This is a genomic window from Micromonospora sp. CNZ322 (assembly GCF_007827755.1).
On sequence record NZ_VITD01000001.1, the window covers coordinates 173,457 to 191,948 of the forward strand.

Consider the following 18,492-nt stretch of genomic DNA (forward strand, 5'->3'; position numbering starts at 1 on the left):
CTACAGGTCGGCGGGGGCGGCCAGCCGGCCGACCACTGCGGTGGCGGCGGCCACCGGCGGGGAGACCAGGTGGGTACGCCCGCCCCGGCCCTGACGGCCCTCGAAGTTGCGGTTCGAGGTGGAGGCGGAGCGCTCGCCCGGCTTCAGCGTGTCGGGATTCATCCCCAGGCACATGGAGCAGCCGGCGAACCGCCACTCGGCCCCGGCGTCGGCGAAGACCTTGTCCAGCCCCTCGGCCTCGGCGGCCTCGCGCACCGCGGCGGAGCCGGGCACCACGAGCATCCGGACGCCGTCGGCGACCCGGTGGCCACGCAGCACGTCGGCGGCGGCCCGTAGGTCCTCCAGTCGACCGTTGGTGCAGGACCCCACGAAGACCACGTCGATGGGCAGCTCCCGCAGCGGGGTGCCGGGGCGCAAATCCATGTACTCCAGGGCCCGGCGGGCGGCGGTGCGCTCCGAGTCGGTGGTGAACTCCTCAGGGTCCGGCACCGGGGCACTCAGCGGCGCGCCCTGCCCGGGGTTGGTGCCCCAGGTGACGAACGGGGTGATCTGGCTGGCGTCCAGGGTCACCTCGGCGTCGAAGCGCGCACCCTCGTCGGTGGGCAGCGTCCGCCACCACGCCACCGCCGCGTCCCAGTCCGCGCCCTGCGGCGCGTTCGGTCGACCCTTGAGGTACGCGAAGGTGGTCTCGTCCGGCGCGATCATGCCGGCCTTGGCACCCCACTCGATGGACATGTTGGCGATGGTCATTCGCCCCTCCATGGAGAGGGCGCGGATCGCCTCGCCGCGGTACTCGACGATGTGCCCGCGACCTCCACCGGTGCCGACCTGCGTGATCAGCGCGAGCACCAGGTCCTTGGCGGTCACGCCGGGCGCGAGCTGCCCGGTGACGTTCACGGCCATCGTCTTCGGCCGGCTCTGCGGCAGCGTCTGGGTGGCCAGCACGTGCTCCACCTCGCTGGTGCCGATGCCGAAGGCGAGCGCGCCGAAGGCGCCGTGGGTGGCGGTGTGCGAATCGCCACAGACGATCGTCAGGCCCGGCTGGGTGAGACCGAGCTGCGGGCCGATCACGTGCACGATGCCCTGGTTGTCGTCGCCGAGGGGGTGCAGTCGCACCCCGAACTCGGCGCAGTTGCGGCGCAACGTCTCGATCTGCGTACGCGACGTGGGGTCCGCGATGGTGAGCAGGTCACCACGGCGGAGGCGGAACGCCGGGTCGGCGTACCCGGTCGGGGTGTTGTGGTCCTCGGTCGCGAGGGTCAGGTCGGTTCGACGCACCCGGCGCCCGGCGAGCCGCAGCCCGTCGAACGCCTGCGGGCTGGTCACCTCGTGCAGCAGGTGCAGGTCGATGAAGAGCAGGTCCGGCTCACCAGCGGCGGACCGTACGACGTGCGCGTCCCAGACCTTCTCGGCCAGGGTCCTCGGCTCAGGAGTGACTCCCACCATCTGGACATCCTAAATTCTGGGAGGTAAGTTTCGGCTTGTGGGACACAGTATGAGCGGTGTCGGCGTTCTCGACAAGGCGGTGGTCATCCTGGCCGCCTGCGTGGACGGCGCCAGCCTGGCCGAACTCGTCGAACGCACCAAGCTGCCCCGGGCCACAGCACATCGCCTGGCCCAGGCCCTGGAGATCCACCGAATGCTGGTGCGTGACACCCAGGGCAGATGGCGGCCGGGCCCCCGCCTGGGCGAGCTGGCCAACGCCGCACCGGACGTTCTCCTGACCGCCGCCGAGCCGCTGCTGGCCGCGCTGCGCGACGCCACCGGTGAGAGCGCGCAGCTCTATCTGCGCCGCGCCGACGAGCGGATCTGCGTGGCGGCGGCGGAACGCGCCAGCGGTCTACGGGACACCGTTCCGGTCGGCTCGGTGCTGCCGATGACGGCTGGCTCCTCGGCCCAGATCCTGCTCGCCTGGGAGCCGCCGGAGGCGGTGATGCCGCTGCTGCCGCGCAGCAAGTTCACCGGCCGCACCCTCGCCGAGGTACGCCGTCGCGGCTGGGCGCAGAGCGTCGCCGAGCGGGAGGCCGGTGTGGCGAGCGTCTCCGCCCCGATCCGCGACCGCACCGGCCGGGTCATCGCCTCGGTCAGCATCTCCGGCCCCATCGAGCGCCTGGGCCGCCGCCCCGGCGAACGCCACGCCATGGCCGTAGTAAGAGCCGGCCAACGCCTATCCGGCCTCTAACCCCGACCCCCTCCCCGACCCCCTCCCCCTCCCCCTCCCCCCGTTGATCATGAAGTTATTGTCACGACACGCCGAGGTCGACGGCAATAACTTCATGATCAACGGGATGGGGGCAGAGGCGGGATGGGGGAACGAGAAAGGCTCATCTCGCTGGGCGAGATGAGCCTTTGGTTGTAGCCCCGACCGGATTCGAACCGGCGCTACCGCCTTGAGAGGGCGGCGTCCTGGGCCGCTAGACGACGGGGCCAGAACTTTTCCGTTCACCACCCTCGCGGGTGGTGCGAATGTAGTCTAGCGGCACCGTACCCGGGCACGAGCGCGGGGTGCGCTGTCACCCGAGGGCCCGACGGAGGCCGGAACGGGCCCGGCGGCGGACACGAAACAGCCCGCCTCACGAGGTGAGACGGGCTGTGCACGCTGTAGCCCCGACCGGATTCGAACCGGCGCTACCGCCTTGAGAGGGCGGCGTCCTGGGCCGCTAGACGACGGGGCCAGAACAACTTTTGCTCCCCCACCTTACCGGTGGAGGAGCTGCACTCTACCGAAGACCACCCTCCGCCCCCGAAGGGGCGGAGTCGAACTCCGTCAGAATCCAGCGTCTGGAAATTCTCGCGAATTCCAGCAGCGCTGGGGTACCAGGACTCGAACCTAGACTAACTGAACCAGAATCAGTCGGGCTGCCAATTACCCCATACCCCATTGGCCCCTTGCGGCGCCGGGAGTGAACTTTACCCTCCCGGTGCCGGCAGGCCAAATCCGATCCCCCCGAACCACCCGTGAGCTGCGGAAACAGGGGCATCAGACGGATCAGGCGACGGGCACCACCGGGTTGGTGAGCTCGCCGATGCCGTCGATCCGCACGGTGACGGTATCCCCCTCGACAAGCGGGCTAACCCCGGCTGGAGTGCCGGCGAGAACGACGTCGCCGGGCAGCAGAGTCATCACGTGCGAGATGTACGACACCAGACCCGGCACGTCGAAGACCATGTCCTTCGTCCGGCCGAGTTGGCGTACCTCCATCTCCTCCGGGTTGCGACCCACCTCACACCGGATCTCCAGGTCGGAGACGTCCAGCCCGGTGGTGATCCATGGGCCGATCGGGCAGAACGAGTCGAAGCCCTTGGCCCGGGTCCACTGCCCGTCCGAACGCTGGAGGTCCCGAGCGGTGACGTCGTTGGCGCAGGTGTAGCCGAAGATGGCGCGTTCGGCGGCGGCGCGGTCGGCGCGGCGCGCACCCGGCGCCCCGATCACGACCGCCAGCTCCGCCTCGTGCTCGACCTGCTTGGAGAAGATCGGCAGCCGGATGGCGTCCCGGGGGCCGATCACCGAGGTGGACGGCTTGAGGAAGAGCAGCGGCTCCTTGGGCACCTCGTTGCCGAGCTCGGCGGCGTGGTCGGCGTAGTTGCGGCCGACACAGACGACCTTGCTGGGCAGGATCGGCGAGAGCAGCCGGACGTCGGAGAGGGCCCAGCGGGCCCCACTGAAGGAGAGATTGCCGAACGGGTGGCCCTCGATCTCGGCGATGGTCAGGCCCTGCGGCCCGGCCTCCGCTTCGCCTTCGACGGCACCGAACGACATTCCCTTGGCATGGGCGAAACGAGCGATACGCACCCGGCCAATCTAGCGCCGCCGACGCCCAAACCGGCCAGGACCGGCGGTCGGGTGTGCTCAACCCGTCAGCGCGCGGCACCCTACCGGAGCTGGAGGTGACCGGGGCGGACTTCTCGACTTCGTACCCGCACGGAGGCGGCTCGCCCCTAGCGTCGGCTCCGGAGGTTCGTTCGTATGCCTGCATCGACACGACACCACAGAGCCCTCGCAGTGTTCGTGCACTGCCTCGGCATCCTCGCCGCCGTGCCGGCCCTGCCGTCGGCGGCTCCGGAGGCGGCGGCCGCGCCACGACCACCGGCCGCCACGCCACAACCGACGGCGGCCGCGCCACCACCACCGGCCGCCACACCAGCACCAGCGGGAACCCGGCCGCCGGTGGAGATGGTCGCGCGGGTGACCGAGCCCACCCCGCCGTCGGCGCCGCCGGCGATGGCACCACCGACCCGGGCACCGGCGTCGGCGCCCCCGCAACAGGTCACGGTGGCGGTCGCCACGGAGAGCAGCCCGGCACCGAGGTACCGGATCCAGGTGCGCAACGTGAGCAACTCGCCGCTGGAGACCACAGTGCGTCAGGAACTGCCGCCCGGATCGTCGACGACCGCGATCAGCGGTGGTGGCCGGTCCACCCCGGCCGGCGGATCGGCCACCGAGGTGACCTGGCGGTTGCGGCTGCCCGCGCACAGCACCACCACCCTGGGCACCGCGCTCGCGGCGACCCCGCCGGGCCAACCGCTGACCGCGCCGACCTGCGCGTTCACCAGTGACGGCAGCCGGCCGTACGACTGCGCCACGGCCACCTGGCAGGCGGCAGCGGCACCGGCGGCCGAGGTGACCGAGGCGCCGCCGTGGCGCCGCTACCCGGTGCTGCTCGGCGGACTGGCGGTCCTGCTGCTGATCAGCGCCGCCCTGGTGTGGGTGTGGCGACGTCGGCGCGGGCGGCGGGTGACGGCTGCCGCGCTCTCCACCGGCGGCGGCGCCGAGGGTGGCCGCGGGACGGTCTACCCCCGCCCGGCAGCGCCGAGTCCGGTGCGGCGTCGGCGTACCCCGCCGGTCTGGATGTTGGTGGGCGCCGCCGTCGTGGTGCTGGCCGCTGTGGTCGGCACCGCGGGTTGGACGGCGACCCGGCAGGTCGCGGCGATCGACACGCAGAAGCAGCCCACCAGCGGCGCGTGGGTGGGCACCGGGGTCAACGGGTCGCTGGGTGTGCCGCTGCGCGAGTCGGCGTTCGAGTTCACCGTGTACCGGATGACCTGCGGCGCGCCCGGCACCGCCGGGAAGGCCGACGGCGGCGGTGCCGCACCGGCCAACGGGCGACGCTGCGAGGCCACAGTGGGTGTGCGCAACGTCACTGGCGACCACCAGCCCTGGCACAGCGAGCTGCAACGGGCGTACCTGCCCGGTGGGCGCTGGGTGAGCACCGACGAGTCGGCCACCCGGACGGCGAACCTGGGTCGGGACGTCTTCGCCGACCCGATGGCGGCGGGCACCCGGATGGTGCTCCCGCTGGTCTTCACAGTCGACGGGCGGGACCCGCCCCAGCAGCTGGAGCTGCGCAGCGGGGTGTTCTCCGCCGGGGTCCGGGTGCAGATGCCCTGAGATCGGCGTGCGGGCGGCGGTCGTACCCTGGGGTGCGTGACCGCCGCCCTCGCCCCCGCCGTGCTCGACGCGACGCAGTGGCAGGCCCGCCGACGGGCCCACGAGGAGCGGGTGGACGTCTGGCTGACCCCGCACCTCGCCCGGCGACGACGCGGTGAGCGGCATCCGGTGGCCGACTTTCTGTTCACCTACTACTCGCACCGCCCGGCCCAGCTGCGGCGCTGGCATCCCGGGCCCGGGGTCGAGCTGCTCGACGCCGATCCGGCCGAGTTCGGCCGCGACTACCGCGCCGGCGCCGCCGGGGTCACCCTCGACACCGAGGGGGTACGCGCCCGGCGCGGCGAGTCGATCGCCTGGATCCGCTCCCTGCTGGAGGCGACGCGTGGACGTGCAGCGCACTTCGGCTGCTTCGGGATGCACGAGTGGGCGATGGTCTACCGGCAGACCCGGGAGGAGCTGCGGCACAACGCCTGGCCGCTGCGGCTCAGCGCGGAACGCACCGACGAGGTTGTCGAGGAGCGGGGCGTGCGGTGCAGCCACTTCGACGCGTTCCGGTTCTTCACGCAGCCGGCCCGCCCGTTGAACCTGCTCACCCCGACCCGGGAGACGCAGCACGCGCACGAGCAGCCGGGCTGCCTGCACGCCAACATGGATCTGTACAAGTGGGCGTACAAGTTGTCGCCGTTGGTCTCCTCGGAGCTGGTGGCCGACGCGTTCGACCTGGCCCGGGACATCCGCACGCTGGACATGCGGGCCAGCCCGTACGACCTGGCGGCACTCGGGTACCCCCCGGTGTGCGTGGAGACCCCGGACGGCCGGGCGGAGTACGCGGCGGCCCAGCGCGGGTTCGCCGAGCGGGCCGCCGTGCTGCGCGACCGGCTGCTCGCCGCCGTGCCGGTCTAGTCGCCGTCGGGGATCAGTCGTCGTCGGCGCGGCGGTCCCGTTTGCGCTGGGACTGGCGTTTCTTCTCGGCGAGCCGGCGTTCCTTGGCCCCGCGGGACGGGCGGGTCGCCCGGCGGGCCGGCGGTGGAGGCGCCGCTGCCTCTCGCAGCAGGGCGGTCATCCGTGCCCGGGCGGCCTCCCGGTTGGCCAACTGGGCGCGGTGTTCGCTGGCGGCGATCGTCAGCACCCCGTCGACCAGGCGGTTGGCCAGCCGGGCCAGCGCACGCGGTCGCAGCCACTCCGGCACCGCCGGGGAGTTGGCAACGTCGTAGCTCAGCTCGACCCGGGAGTCGGCGGTGTTGACCCCCTGCCCGCCGGGCCCTGACGAGCGGGAGAAGCGCTCCCGTAGCTCCCCGGCGGGGACGACCCACCGGTCGGTCACCCGCAGTCCGTCGTCCACGCCCCGAGGCTAACCCGCGACGACCCGCCAGGGGTCATCGGTGCGGAGGCTCACTCTGCGTCGGGGACTGGGTGGGCGCCGGCCCGGCGCTCTCCTCGTCGGAGCCGACGGCCGCGTACGCCACCGCGCCGAAGAGCAGCACCCCGATCACCGCGGCCTTCACGACGACGCCGCGGATCAGCGACCAGGCGCCCCGGCGGGCGCCTGGCACCGATTTCTTGACGGTCTGGTAGTCGTTCCACCCGCGTCGTGCCCGGGCGTACGCAGACCCCACTGCACATCCGATGACCAGGCCCACCAGCAGGAGGACCGTGAGAAGAGGACGCTCCACCTCCGCCAGTATCCATACCGAGCGTAATATTTCCATGGTCCGATGCCGTCCGGCCGGATATCCGACAGTGGTGGCCCCCGTCAGGGCGTTCGGGCAGCTCAGCCGCCCTTGCCGATGATCGTGTCGGCGGTCTGCTGCACCTGGTCGATCGGGATGGCGAACCCGATGCCGATCGAGCCGTTTCCGTCGATGGTGGCGATGGCGGTGTTCACCCCGACCACCTCCCCGCGCGCGTTGACCAGTGGCCCACCGGAGTTGCCGGGGTTGATGGACGCATCCGTCTGCACCGCGCTGTGCCGGTTGTTGCCGAGCCGCACCTGCCGGTCGAGCGCGCTGACGATGCCCGCGGTGACCGTTCCGGCCAGACCGAGCGGCGACCCCACCGCGAGCACCGGCTCACCGACCCGGGTCGCGCCCGGTTTGGCCAGGGGCAGCGGGGTGAGACCGGCCGATGCTGGCACCTTCAGCACCGCCAGGTCGCTGCGCGGCTCCCGTCCGACCACCTCGGCGGCGAACCGGCGGCCGTCGGGCAGTTCCACTGTCACCGGCCCGCCACCCGCCTTGGCCAGGATGTGGTCGTTGGTGATCAGGTGCTGCTGGTCGTCCACGGCGAAGCCGGAGCCGGTCGCGGACCCGCTGGTCGCGCCGCCGGCCAGCACCGACACCACCCCGGGTACGGTCCGCTCGGCCGCGGTGACCAGCTCGGCCGGCACCGGGGCGGCGGACGCCGCAGCCGGACCCCCAGCCCCGTCCCGGCTGGCCACCACGCCGCCGGCGAGAGCACCGGAGACGGCCGAGACCGCCACCACTGCCAACACGGCGAGCAGCCGCCCGGGCCGTCGCCCGCCCGGGTCGCGCTCGGGCGCGTCCCACCACCCGCGCCCGTCCGGGTCGAGTTCCGGTGAGATGAACCAGGGACCGCGCGGTTCGCCCAGTCCGGTCTGCACTGCCATGCGTACTCCTCACGGTCGACGTCGGTTGGGCGCGGCGGTCAGGGCAGCCGGGAGAACCAGCGCATCGAGCCGGCGGCGGCGCCCATCGCGAACACCAGTCCGAGGCCGATGAACCGGGCCGAGATGTCCTGCCGCTCGGTGCGGTAACCGACCGAACTGCCGATGTCGTCGTAGACGGCCCGCAGCTCGTCGGTGGTGCTGGCCTCGTGGAACATCCCGCCGGTCTCCTCGGCGACCGCCTTGAGGGTCTGTCCGTCCACCGGCACCTGGATGGGTCGTCCACCTCGGTCGACGAACCCGGACGGGGTGCCGAACGAGATCGAGTGCACCGGCACCTCCGCCTTCACCGCTTCCGCGGCCGCCTCCATCGGGTCCATCCCGGAGGTGTTGGCGCCGTCGGAGAGCAGGATGACCCGGGCGGGTGGGGTTTCCTTCGCGGCCTCGCTGTCCAGGCTCTTGACCGCGCCGAGCGAGGTGTTGATGGCCTCGCCGATCGCGGTGCCCTGCACACCGGTGATGCCCTCGGCGAGCCGGTCGATCCCCTCGTCGAGGGCGTCCCGGTCGGTGCCCGGGGGCACCAGCACCGCGGCACTGCCGGCGAACGCGACGAGACCCACGTTGAACTCGTCGGGCAGGCCCTCGACGAAGCGTCGGGCGGCCTCCTTCGCCGCGGCCAACCGGTCCGGTTCGACGTCGGTGGCGAGCATCGACGTGGAGACGTCCACCGCCACCATCACAGTGGCCCGTTCCCGGGGCACCCGAACCTCGGCGCTCGGTCGGGCGAAGCCGACCACGAGCAGCGCCAGCATGGCCAGGAAGAGCCCGGCCGGTACGTGCCGACGCCAGGCGGGCCGCTCCGGCGCCACCCGGTCCAGCAGCCGCAAGTTGGTGAAGCGGACCGCGTACCGGCTGCGTCGCCGCTGCATCACCAGGTACGCGACGACCAGGGCGAGCACGCCGAGCAGCAGCCAGAGCCGCAGCGGCGACTGCCAGATCACGCGGCACTTCCCCGGGGCCGGCCGACCGGCGCGGCGGCCAGTCGACGCTGGGCGTGCACGTGCCGGACGATGTCCGCGCTCCAGTCGCCGTCGGTGCGCAGCGGCAGATGGGTGGCCCCGCTGCGGCGCAGCGCCTGGTGGACCTGTTCGCGCTGGGCTGCGGCGGCCTCGGCGTACCGCTCGCGCAGTCCACGGTCCGATGTGCACACCTCGCGGTGCCGACCGGTCTCCGGGTCGACGAGCGTGATCAGTCCGACGTCCGGTAGTTCCAGCTCACGCGGGTCGGTCACCTCGATCGCCAGCACCTGGTGCCGGACGGCCAGCCGGCGCATGGTCCGCTCCCAGGGCGCTGTCTGGCCGGGGTCGTCGGGCAGGCCGTCGAGGAAGTCGGAGACCACCACTACCAGCCCACGCCGGTTCGCGATCCGGTGCAGCGCGTCGAGGCCGTCGGCCAGATCGGGCGGTCGGGCCGCCGGCCCGCGCCCCGGCCGGTCGGTGGGCGCGGTGGCCCGGGGAGCGGCGAGCAGCGCGCGGAGCAGGGCAAGCAGATGGGTACGCCCGCTGCGGGCCGGGAAGCGTCGTACCCCGTCGGCGCGCAGCACCTGGGCGCCGAGGCGGTTGCCGACGCCCGCGGTCAGGAAGCCGACCGCCGCGACGGCGGCCACCGCCAGTTCCCGTTTGTCCAGCTCGGCGGTGCCGAACTCCATGCTGGCGCTGCCGTCCACGAGCAGCCAGGTGGTCAGCTCCCGGTCGGCGTCGACCTGCCGGACGTGCGGCACGGCGGTCCGGGCGGTCACCGCCCAGTCCATCCGGCGGACCTCGTCCTCGCCCGGCCGGTATTCGCGACTGCCGGAGGGTTCACTGCCGGGACCGGGCAGCAGACCACGGTACTGGCCGTGCAGCAGGCCGTTGAGTCGACGGGTGACGGTCAGCTCCAGGCGGCGCAGGCGCTGGTCCGGGGCCAGCTCGGCCAGGCCGGGGTCGGCGGGCGCGACGGTGGCGCGTCTCATGCCGCCGCCAGATCCGGTGTCTGCTGCGGGTGTCCGGTGGCCAGCCGGGGCGGCGGCACCGCCTCGACGAGCCGTCGCACCACGCTCTCGGCCGACACCCCGTCGGCCACCGCGTCGAAGGAGAGCACCAGCCGGTGGGCGAGGACGTCGACGGCGAGCTCACGGACGTCTTCGGGCAGCACGTACTCCCGACCCCGCAGCAGGGCCTGTGCCCGGGCGGCCGCGACCAGGCCCAGGGTGGCCCGAGGGCTGGCCCCGTACGCCAACAGCGGGGCGATCTCCGGCAGCCCGAACCGGCCGGGGTCGCGGGTGGCGAGGATGAGCCGCACCACGTACTCGGCCAACGCGTGGTGGACAAAGACCCGCTCGGCGTGAATCTGGAGGTCCCGCAGCCGTTGCGCGTCGAGCACCTGGCGCGGGGTGGGCCGGTCGGTGCTCATCCGGTAGAGGATGGCCAGCTCGTCGGCGTCGCTGGGGTAGTCGACCACCACCTTCATCAGGAACCGGTCACGCTGTGCCTCCGGGAGCTGGTAGACCCCCTCGGACTCGATCGGGTTCTGGGTGGCCAGCACCAAAAATGGCTCCGGGACCGGCCAGCTGCGCCCGCCGATTGAGACCTGCCGTTCGGCCATCGCCTCCAGCAGCGCCGACTGGACCTTGGCCGGGGCCCGGTTGATCTCGTCGGCCAGCACCAGGTTGGCCATGATCGGGCCCAGCTCGATGTCGAAGGTCTCCTTGGACGCCCGGTAGATCCGGGTCCCGACGATGTCGGAGGGCACCAGGTCCGGGGTGAACTGGATCCGGGAGAAGGTGCCGCCGACCACTGTCGCTAGGGTCTGCGCGGCCAGTGTCTTGGCCACGCCGGGTACGCCCTCCAGGAGGCAGTGTCCGTTGGCGACCAAGGCGGTGAGCAGGCGTTCGACGAGGCGATCCTGCCCGACGATCACGCGTTTGACCTCGAAGAGGGTCTGTTCCAGCTCGATGCCGGTCGGCTCCGGATCGACCGGGCTGGGCATGCTGGCCAGGGTGTCCGAGATGTCCGTCACGGTGCTTGCTTCCCGGGCACAGGCTCGGCAAACGTGGGATTGTGCGGGCCGGACCGGCCCGGAGTGGCCGGAATCGGGATGAGCCGCACGGAAGGGTGACGACCGTCGCGAGCCCGCCGAGGGGTTACCAACCGGCCGGTGACCGACCAGGAAGCGCCCGACCGGCACGAACCGGTCGAGGACGGCCCTCGTAACCCATCGGACCTCGGCACGGGCTGGCCGAGGTGCGGCCGGAGGGTCCGCGCGCCGAGCGGACCGGGTCCGGCCCCCGCGCCACAGGCGACGGGGGCCGGATGTCGGGCCGATCAGGCGAGATGGACGACCAGGTGGAAGCCCAGGTCCGTCGGAGTGCCGGCCGAGGTGCGGGTCTGGACGAAGACCGCGTTGGGCGTGCTGAGCCGGGGCGCGACCGAGATCTCGCCGGCCGGCGGAATGCAGCAGGCGTCAGCCCGGCCGATGGTGGCCACGAGGACGCCGGCCGTGACGTTGTGACCGAAGATCACCTCGTACTGACCGGTGCCGTACTTGATGACGGTGCCGGTGCCGCGCGCCTTGGTGCCGTTGGAGTTGACGACGACGATGGTGGTGGAGGCGACGAGCGTCGAGTTGGCCTTCAGCGCGGCCTTCGCCGTGCGGGCCGACTCGGCGGTGACCGGCGGTTGGGCATTGCTGCCGCGTGCCGCCGGCTGGACCGTTTCCTGCGGCGCCAACGCCTGCGGCTGGGCGATAGCGATGCCCCCACCGGCGAGACTGAGCCCCAGGACGGCGAACGTTACCGCCGCCACCTTACGTCGGAAGGATTTGCTCATGACAGGTCCCCCTTGTGTGACCGTGCGAATTCGGCCGACCCGCGGGGCGGGACGGATAACTGCCCATAAATAGGCGTACGACGACAGTCGGGCGGAAGAAAGCTGCCTCGCTCATACCCGACGAGATTGATTTCTTAGCAATCTGCATCCCATCTGAGCTGCGGTTACTACTCAGAGTTGCGTCGTTTAAGCCAGATGGAACGTAGCACCAGAAAAAGCCGACAGTCAATAGTTGATCTCGCTTTTCCGGGGTGTCAACCAACCGTCAGATAATTGTGAAATGTGAGCGCATCACCATTCATGAAATGGGTTCGTCGGGCCCGACTACGATCATCACGTGATCGTCGACGCGCTGCCCGCGCACCGAAGGGCTCGGCTCGGCACGGTGCTCTGCTGGATTGCCGTCGTCCCCACCGCCCTCTGGGCGGCCGCCCGACTACTCGGCCTGGACCGGGGGCCGTTGGTGCAGGCGCTCGCCTTCACGCCGTACGTCGCGGGCGGCAGCGTCCTGATCCTGGCCCTCGCGCTCGCCCTGCGGCGCTGGTGGCCGGCGGCGCTCGCGGCCCTGGCGGCGGTGGCGTTGCTCGGCACCGTCGCACCTCGGGCGCTGGCCAGCCCGCAGCCAGCGGCGGCCGGGCCGACAGTGCGGCTGCTCACCGCCAATCTGCTCGCCGGTGCCGGCGACGCGCGGACACTGGTGGAGCTGGTCCGACGACACCAGATCGACGTGCTCACCGTGCAGGAGTTCACCCCGGACGCGCAGGGCGCCCTGGATCAACTCGGCCTCGCCACGCTGCTGCCGCACCGGCAGCTCAACCCGGAGATCGGCACCCCCGGCTCCGGGCTCTACTCGCGGTGGCCGATCAGCGACGGCGGCGTCCGACGCAACCTCGACGGTTGGGGCTTCAGCCAGGCGTATGCGACGGTGTCCGTCCCCGGCGGGCCTCCGGTCCGCGTCGAGTCGGCCCACCCCTCGGCGCCGTACGCGCTGGACCAGGTGGGTGCCTGGCGCGCCGACCTGACCGCCCAACCACCGGCCACCCCGGACGGTGGCCTGCGAATCCTCGCTGGGGACTTCAACGCAACCCTCGACCACAGTCCACTGCGGGCCCTGCTGCGCAGCGGTTACGTCGACGCCGCCGATGCCACCGGAGCGGGTCTGACCGGCACCTGGGGTCCGTACGACGGCGACCTCATCCCACCCGTCACCATCGACCACGTCCTGGTCGACCACCGGATAGCGGTCCGCTCGGTGCAGGTCTTCGCCCTGCCCGGCAGCGACCACCGCCCCGTCCAAGCCACCCTCCGCCTCCCCACCCCCTGACCGGGGGCGGGGAGGCGGAGAGTCAGACGGAGGTGGGGGCCAGGCCGTAGGTGAGGGCGTCCACCAGGGCGTGCCAGCTGGCCTCGACCACGTTGGGGTGGACGCCGACAGTGGTCCAGTCCCGGCCACCGCCGTCGGAGGTTTCCAGCAGGACCCGGGTGACAGCGCCGGTGCCGTGGCTGCCCTCCAGGATGCGCACCTTGTAGTCGGCCAACTCGAAGTCGCGCAGCTGCGGATAGTGCCGCGCCAGCCCCACCCGCAGCGCCTCGTCGAGGGCGTTGACCGGGCCGTTGCCCTCGGCCGTGGCAATCACCCGCTCACCGCGAACCCGGATCTTGACGGTCGCCTCGGAGACCACCGCGCCGTCCTCGCGGTGCTCGACCAACACCCGGTACGACTCCAGGGTGAACGGTCGGGCCGGGCTGCCCTCCGGCAGCTCGGAGCGGACCAGCAACTCGAAGGACGCATCGGCCGCCTCGAAGGACCAGCCACCCGCCTCCAGCTCCTTGACCCGCTTGGTGACCCGGGTCAGGGCGTCCGGGCTGCCGGCCAGGTCCAGGCCGAGCTCACGACTCTTGAGCTCGACGCTGGCCCGACCGGCCATCTCGGTGACCAGGATCCGCATGTCGTTGCCCACCACCGACGGGTCGACGTGGTTGTAGAGCAACGGGTCGACCTTGATCGCGCTCGCGTGCAACCCCGCCTTGTGAGCGAAGGCAGCGGCCCCGGCGTACGCCTGGTGGGTGTCGGGGGCGATGTTGGCGATCTCGGCGATGGCGTGCGAGACCCGCACCATCTGCGCCAGGCAACCCTCCGGTAGGACGGGCATGCCGAGCTTGAGTTGGAGGTTGGCGACTACCGCGAAGATGTCCGCGTTGCCCGGGCGTTCGCCGTACCCGTTGGCGGTGCCCTGCACGTGGCGGACCCCCGCCTCCACGGCGGCGATCGTGTTGGCCACCGCGCAGGCGGTGTCGTTCTGGGCGTGCATACCGAGCAGCCCGGCGTCGATCCCCAGCCTGTTCGTCAGGTCGTGGATCACGGCGGTCACCTGGGACGGCAGCATGCCGCCGTTGGTGTCGCAGAGCACCATCCGCTCGGCGCCGGCGGCGAGCGCGGTCTGCACCACGGCAGCGCCGTACGCGGGGTCGTGTCGGTAGCCGTCGAAGAAGTGTTCGCCGTCGACGAAGACCCGTCGACCCTCGCGGACGAGGTGGTTGACGGTGTCGTGGATCATCGCGAGGTTCTCCGCGCCGGTGGTGCGCAGCGCGCGCTCGACGTGCCGGGTGTCGGCCTTGGCGACCAGGGCCACGGCCGGGGTCTGCGCGTCCAGCAGGGCGCGCACCTGGGGGTCGTCCGCGACCGCAACGCCGGCCTTGCGGGTGGCGCCGAACGCGACGAGTACGGCGTGCCGCAGGTCCAGCTCGGTGCGGGCGCGGCGGAAGAACTCGGTGTCCTTGGGCACCGCGCCCGGCCAGCCGCCCTCGATGAAGCCGACGCCGAACTCGTCGAGCAGCCGGGCCACAGCCAGCTTGTCGACCACCGAGTAGGTGAGCCCCTCGCGCTGAGCGCCGTCGCGCAACGTGGTGTCGAAGACCTGGAACGTCATCAGGATCCTTTCTCGGAGCAACAAAAAGACCTCCCGCGGATGCGGGAGGTCTGCGCGCTCGGCAGAGGGGAGAGCCGGCGCGCTAGGTCGCAATAATCAGGGCGGTGCTGGTCACGATGGCCACTCTGCCACTCCTCCCCTGTTTTTGGGAGGAACAATCCACATAGCGGGATGGTGACGGAGGGTTCGTTCGCCCCGAGCTGCCGCTCGTGATCGGCTTCACAAGCCACCGGGCCACTCATCGGGGGAAACAGCCATGCGGAAGCATCTGGAGCGGATCCGATGACGGCCACCGTGCCGTCTGCAAGGAGGACCTGTGCTCACCGTCAGTGACCGCTTACCTGAGCACGGACTCGCCGCCTGCGTATCGCTGGGCGCCAACAACGCGTCCAGGACGATCAACCACACGTCCCACGAGGGCACGTGGTGTGTGGTCTTCGTCGGGCCGATGGATTTCACCTCCATCAGCCCGACGGAGATCGCCGACGAGACCCCCGCCGCCGGAGTCTGACCATGGGCCTGGACGCGATCAAGGCAGCCCTGCCGGAGTACGCCAAGGACATCAGGCTCAACCTCGGCTCCACCATCGGTTCCTCGGCGTTGACCCCGGTGCAGACCTGGGGCACCGCGCTGGCCTGCGCGGTGACCGCTCGCAACCCGGTGGTGCTGCGGGAGATCGCGGCCGAGGCGCTCGGGCACCTCGGGCCGGAAGGTGTCGAGGCGGCCAAGGGCGCTGCGGCGATCATGGCGATGAACAACATCTACTACCGGGCCAAGCACCTGATCGGCGACGAGCGGTACGCCTCGATGCCAGCCCGACTACGGATGCAGATCATCGCGAGGCCGGGGGTGGACAAGGGCGACTTCGAGCTCTGGTGCCTCGCCGTGTCGGCCATCACCGGCTGTGGGGTGTGCCTGGAGTTGCACGAGAAGAAGCTGCGCGGCAGCGGCTTCACCAGGGAGCAGCTGCACGAGGCCCTGCGGATCTCCGCCGTGGTGCACGCCGCGGCGGTCACCCTGGACGCCGAGGCCGCACTGGCCTGAACACGTACGCCCCGACGGGCCGATGCCGCACCTCGCGGCCTCGGCCCCCTGCCGTACGCGCTTCGGCCCGTCGCCCTACCCCGACCTGTCGCCGTTTCCGGCCCCCGACGGCCGGGTAGCTCCTGCGGGGACGCACCCACCTACGCCGAGACGATCGGCGACAGTCAGGAGTGAACGGCATGGACAGGATCGATCCGCACGCCACCCACGCCGGGCCGGACCCGCTGCGCGGCGGCGACCAGGGCACGGTGCCCGGCGGCGCGCCGGCCGGCACGTTCGACCCCTGGCGCTACCGGGACCAGGCCGGCGTGGCCGACGTCGACCTGGTCGGCTACAAGGTCGAGGCCACCGACGGTGGAATCGGCAAGATCGACAGCGCCAGCCACGAGGTGGGCGGCAGCTACCTGGTCGTGGACACCGGCCCCTGGATCTTCGGCAAGAAGGTGATGTTGCCGGCCGGCACCGTCAACCAGGTCGACCACGACCAGCGCACCGTCTCCGTCGACCGGACCCGGGACCAGATCAAGGCCGCCCCGGAGTACGACGAGACCAGCCACAGCGACCCGAGCTACCGGGATCAGCTGGGCGGCTACTACGACGAGACGTACGGTGCGCTTCCGCCCGGCACGGCACGCTGACGGTTCGGCGCGACGGCCGGTAGGGCGCGGACCCCGCCGGCCGTTACCGTGAGGACGTGGACGCCATCGACGACAGCCGACAGATTCCGCTCCCCGCCACCTTCAACTTCCGCGACGCCGGCGGCTACCTCGGGCACGGCGGCCGACCCGTACGCCGTGGTCGGCTCTACCGCTCCGACTCGCTGCACCGCCTCACCGAACAGGACCGGGACGCGTTCGTCGCGATCGGCATCCGCACCGTCATCGACCTGCGCCGCCCCACCGAGGTGGAGCGGGACGGCCGGGTGCCGGCATACCAGGGATTGACCTACCGGCACATCCACCCGGAGCACGACGACTGGGCGGGCGTGCCGCACGAGGAGGGCGCGAGCCTGGCCCGGTACCTCGCGGACCGGTACGCAGCCCTGGCGCAGACCGGCACCGCCGGACTGGCCGAGGCGGTCGGCCTGATCGCCGACTCCGCCAACGCCCCGGTGGTCGTGCACTGCGTGGCCGGCAAGGACCGCACCGGCATCGTGTGCGCGCTGACCCTCGCCGTGCTCGGCGTCGACGACGCGGACATCACCGCGGACTACGCGCTCAGCAGCGAGGCGTCGGCCCGGTACAGCGCGTGGCTGGCCTCCATCAACTCGGACGGAGTGGAGGTGCCGGCGCCGTTTCTGGCCTCACCTGCCGAGGCGATGCAGATCTTCCTCGACGAGCTGCGCGCGGGGCACGGCTCGGTCGAGGCGTACCTGCGCCACGCCGGGGTGACCGACGAGCAGCTCGCCGCGCTCCGCGACCACCTGCTCGACGCCCCCACCAAGGCGCAGCCCACCGTCGCGTAGGGCCGACTGCGCCGGCCCGTCCGGGTGGGCGGGCCGGCTCAGCGACGGAGATCAGAAGACCCGCTGCACCCAGCCGTGCGGGTCGGCCGCCTTGCCCCGCTGGATGTCGACCAGCTGCTGACGCAGGGCCATGGTGACCCGACCGGGTTCGCCACCGCCGATCAGGAACTCGCCGTCCGGGAAGCGGACACCACCGATCGGGGTGACCACCGCGGCGGTGCCGCAGGCGAACACCTCCTTCAGGCGTCCGCTGGCGGCGTCGGCCTGCCAGTCGGCGAAGCTGACCGGCCGCTCCTCGACCTGGTGTCCGGCCGCGCCGGCCAGCGTGCGGACGGCGTCGCGGGTGATGCCCGGCAGGATCGTGCCGGTCAACGGTGGGGTGACGACCGTGCCGTCGTCGTAGACGAAGAAGACGTTCATGCCGCCCAGTTCGTCGACGAACCGGCGCTCCACCGCGTCCAGGAAGACGACCTGGTCACAGCCGGCCTCGATGGCCTCCGCCTGGGCGGCGAGCGACGCGGCGTAGTTGCCGCCGCACTTGGCCGCGCCGGTGCCACCGGGCGCGGCCCGGGTGTAGTCCGGAGAGACCCAGACGGTGACCGGCTTGACGCCACCGGTGAAGTACGCGCCGACCGGTGAGGCGATCACCATGTAGAGGTACTCGTTGGCCGGGCGGACGCCGAGGAAGACCTCGCTGGCGAACATGAACGGCCGCAGGTAGAGGCTGCCGTCCTCGCCGGTGGGGATCCACTCCCGGTCGATCTCGATGAGCTTGTGCAGCGAGTCGACGAACACCTCCGGCGGCAGCACCGGCATCGCCATCCGCTGCGCGGAGGTGGCGAAGCGGGCGGCGTTGGCGTCCGGCCGGAACATCGTCACGCCACCGTCGGCCGTGCGGTACGCCTTGAGCCCCTCGAAGATCTCCTGCGCGTAGTGCAGCACCGCGCTGGCCGGGTCCATCGGGATCGGGGCACGGGCTTCCACCCGGGCGTCGTACCAGCCCTTGCCGTCGGCGTAGCGGACGGTGACCATGTGGTCGGTGAAGACCCGGCCGAACCCGGGATTGGTCAGCAGTGCGGCCCGATCGGCGGCGGATACCGGCGCGAGATTCGGACGGATCTCGAAGTCGAGCTTGTCACCACCGCTCATCGCGCTGACCTCCCTGCGGAACAACG

19 protein-coding genes and 3 tRNA genes are annotated in these 18,492 nt (G+C 71.7%); 8 read left to right on the forward strand and 14 right to left on the reverse strand.

Going from position 1 to position 18,492, the window contains the following annotated elements; genetic code table 11:
* Positions 1-1,446, reverse strand: a complete 1,446-nt coding sequence (gene leuC / locus FB453_RS00810) for a 3-isopropylmalate dehydratase large subunit (protein ID WP_145786806.1) — start codon at positions 1,444-1,446, stop codon at positions 1-3.
* A 49-nt stretch (positions 1,447-1,495) separates the two neighbouring features.
* Between leuC and FB453_RS00815 the strand changes: the two genes are divergently transcribed.
* A complete protein-coding gene (locus FB453_RS00815; protein WP_091393133.1) occupies positions 1,496-2,182 on the forward strand; it encodes an IclR family transcriptional regulator in 687 nt (228 codons plus the stop codon).
* A 174-nt stretch (positions 2,183-2,356) separates the two neighbouring features.
* On the opposite strand, the gene FB453_RS00820 is transcribed toward FB453_RS00815, so the two are convergent.
* From FB453_RS00820 to FB453_RS00835, 4 genes are all read right to left on the reverse strand, one after another.
* Positions 2,357-2,429 (reverse strand) — tRNA-Glu (locus FB453_RS00820).
* 173 nt (positions 2,430-2,602) lie between these two features.
* Positions 2,603-2,675 (reverse strand) — tRNA-Glu (locus FB453_RS00825).
* A 134-nt stretch (positions 2,676-2,809) separates the two neighbouring features.
* Positions 2,810-2,881 (reverse strand) — tRNA-Gln (locus FB453_RS00830).
* A 108-nt stretch (positions 2,882-2,989) separates the two neighbouring features.
* Entirely contained in the window at positions 2,990-3,793 is an 804-nt protein-coding gene (locus FB453_RS00835; protein ID WP_145786809.1) for a fumarylacetoacetate hydrolase family protein, read from the reverse strand.
* A 174-nt stretch (positions 3,794-3,967) separates the two neighbouring features.
* Between FB453_RS00835 and FB453_RS00840 the strand changes: the two genes are divergently transcribed.
* Together FB453_RS00840 and FB453_RS00845 are read left to right on the forward strand one after the other, a co-directional pair.
* On the forward strand, positions 3,968-5,389 hold the full coding sequence (locus FB453_RS00840; protein WP_145786811.1) for a hypothetical protein: 1,422 nt from the start codon (positions 3,968-3,970) through the stop codon (positions 5,387-5,389).
* A 36-nt stretch (positions 5,390-5,425) separates the two neighbouring features.
* On the forward strand, positions 5,426-6,292 hold the full coding sequence (locus tag FB453_RS00845; RefSeq protein ID WP_145786813.1) for a 3-methyladenine DNA glycosylase: 867 nt from the start codon (positions 5,426-5,428) through the stop codon (positions 6,290-6,292).
* 13 nt (positions 6,293-6,305) lie between these two features.
* On the opposite strand, the gene arfB is transcribed toward FB453_RS00845, so the two are convergent.
* The 7 genes from arfB to FB453_RS00880 form a co-directional block, all read right to left on the reverse strand.
* Complete coding sequence (gene arfB / locus FB453_RS00850) at positions 6,306-6,731, reverse strand: alternative ribosome rescue aminoacyl-tRNA hydrolase ArfB (protein WP_091393146.1); 426 nt, start codon at positions 6,729-6,731, stop codon at positions 6,306-6,308.
* A 34-nt stretch (positions 6,732-6,765) separates the two neighbouring features.
* On the reverse strand, positions 6,766-7,062 hold the full coding sequence (locus FB453_RS00855; protein WP_112582037.1) for a hypothetical protein: 297 nt from the start codon (positions 7,060-7,062) through the stop codon (positions 6,766-6,768).
* 98 nt (positions 7,063-7,160) lie between these two features.
* Complete coding sequence (locus FB453_RS00860) at positions 7,161-8,015, reverse strand: S1C family serine protease (protein ID WP_112582039.1); 855 nt, start codon at positions 8,013-8,015, stop codon at positions 7,161-7,163.
* 38 nt (positions 8,016-8,053) lie between these two features.
* Positions 8,054-9,013, reverse strand: a complete 960-nt coding sequence (locus FB453_RS00865; protein ID WP_091393157.1) for a VWA domain-containing protein — start codon at positions 9,011-9,013, stop codon at positions 8,054-8,056.
* Positions 9,010-10,023 carry a DUF58 domain-containing protein gene (locus FB453_RS00870; protein WP_145786815.1) on the reverse strand — a complete coding sequence of 338 codons (1,014 nt, stop codon included), beginning with the start codon at positions 10,021-10,023 and terminating at the stop codon, positions 9,010-9,012. The genes FB453_RS00865 and FB453_RS00870 overlap by 4 nt, the downstream gene beginning before the upstream one ends.
* The gene (locus FB453_RS00875) at positions 10,020-11,069 is read right to left on the reverse strand and encodes an AAA family ATPase (RefSeq protein ID WP_112582041.1); all 1,050 of its coding nucleotides are present in this window, start codon (positions 11,067-11,069) and stop codon (positions 10,020-10,022) included. Before FB453_RS00875 ends, FB453_RS00870 begins: the two co-directional genes overlap by 4 nt.
* A gap of 305 nt (positions 11,070-11,374) precedes the next feature.
* On the reverse strand, positions 11,375-11,878 hold the full coding sequence (locus FB453_RS00880; RefSeq protein WP_145786817.1) for a hypothetical protein: 504 nt from the start codon (positions 11,876-11,878) through the stop codon (positions 11,375-11,377).
* Between the two features lie 385 nt (positions 11,879-12,263).
* On the opposite strand from FB453_RS00880, the gene FB453_RS00885 reads away from it, so the two are divergent.
* On the forward strand, positions 12,264-13,202 hold the full coding sequence (locus tag FB453_RS00885; RefSeq protein ID WP_145787801.1) for an endonuclease/exonuclease/phosphatase family protein: 939 nt from the start codon (positions 12,264-12,266) through the stop codon (positions 13,200-13,202).
* A gap of 22 nt (positions 13,203-13,224) precedes the next feature.
* Here the strand turns inward: FB453_RS00885 and cimA are convergent, their stop codons facing one another.
* Positions 13,225-14,808 (reverse strand): citramalate synthase, encoded by a 1,584-nt coding sequence (cimA, locus tag FB453_RS00890; protein WP_112582045.1) that lies wholly within the window; start codon positions 14,806-14,808, stop codon positions 13,225-13,227.
* A 316-nt stretch (positions 14,809-15,124) separates the two neighbouring features.
* Here cimA and FB453_RS00895 point away from each other — a divergent pair, with 316 nt between their 5' ends.
* The 4 genes from FB453_RS00895 to FB453_RS00910 all read left to right on the forward strand — a co-directional run bounded on the left by FB453_RS00895 (position 15,125) and on the right by FB453_RS00910 (position 17,317).
* Complete coding sequence (locus tag FB453_RS00895; RefSeq protein WP_112582047.1) at positions 15,125-15,319, forward strand: hypothetical protein; 195 nt, start codon at positions 15,125-15,127, stop codon at positions 15,317-15,319.
* Positions 15,320-15,321: 2 nt separating this feature from the next.
* Positions 15,322-15,852 carry an alkylhydroperoxidase, AhpD family gene (gene ahpD / locus FB453_RS00900; protein WP_145786819.1) on the forward strand — a complete coding sequence of 177 codons (531 nt, stop codon included), beginning with the start codon at positions 15,322-15,324 and terminating at the stop codon, positions 15,850-15,852.
* 179 nt (positions 15,853-16,031) lie between these two features.
* Positions 16,032-16,490, forward strand: a complete 459-nt coding sequence (locus FB453_RS00905; RefSeq protein WP_112582479.1) for a PRC-barrel domain containing protein — start codon at positions 16,032-16,034, stop codon at positions 16,488-16,490.
* A 56-nt stretch (positions 16,491-16,546) separates the two neighbouring features.
* The gene (locus tag FB453_RS00910; protein WP_145786820.1) at positions 16,547-17,317 is read left to right on the forward strand and encodes a tyrosine-protein phosphatase; all 771 of its coding nucleotides are present in this window, start codon (positions 16,547-16,549) and stop codon (positions 17,315-17,317) included.
* Positions 17,318-17,368: 51 nt separating this feature from the next.
* Here FB453_RS00910 and FB453_RS00915 read toward each other — a convergent pair whose 3' ends face one another.
* Entirely contained in the window at positions 17,369-18,466 is a 1,098-nt protein-coding gene (locus FB453_RS00915) for a branched-chain amino acid aminotransferase (protein WP_145786821.1), read from the reverse strand.
* Positions 18,467-18,492: the final 26 nt, after the last annotated feature.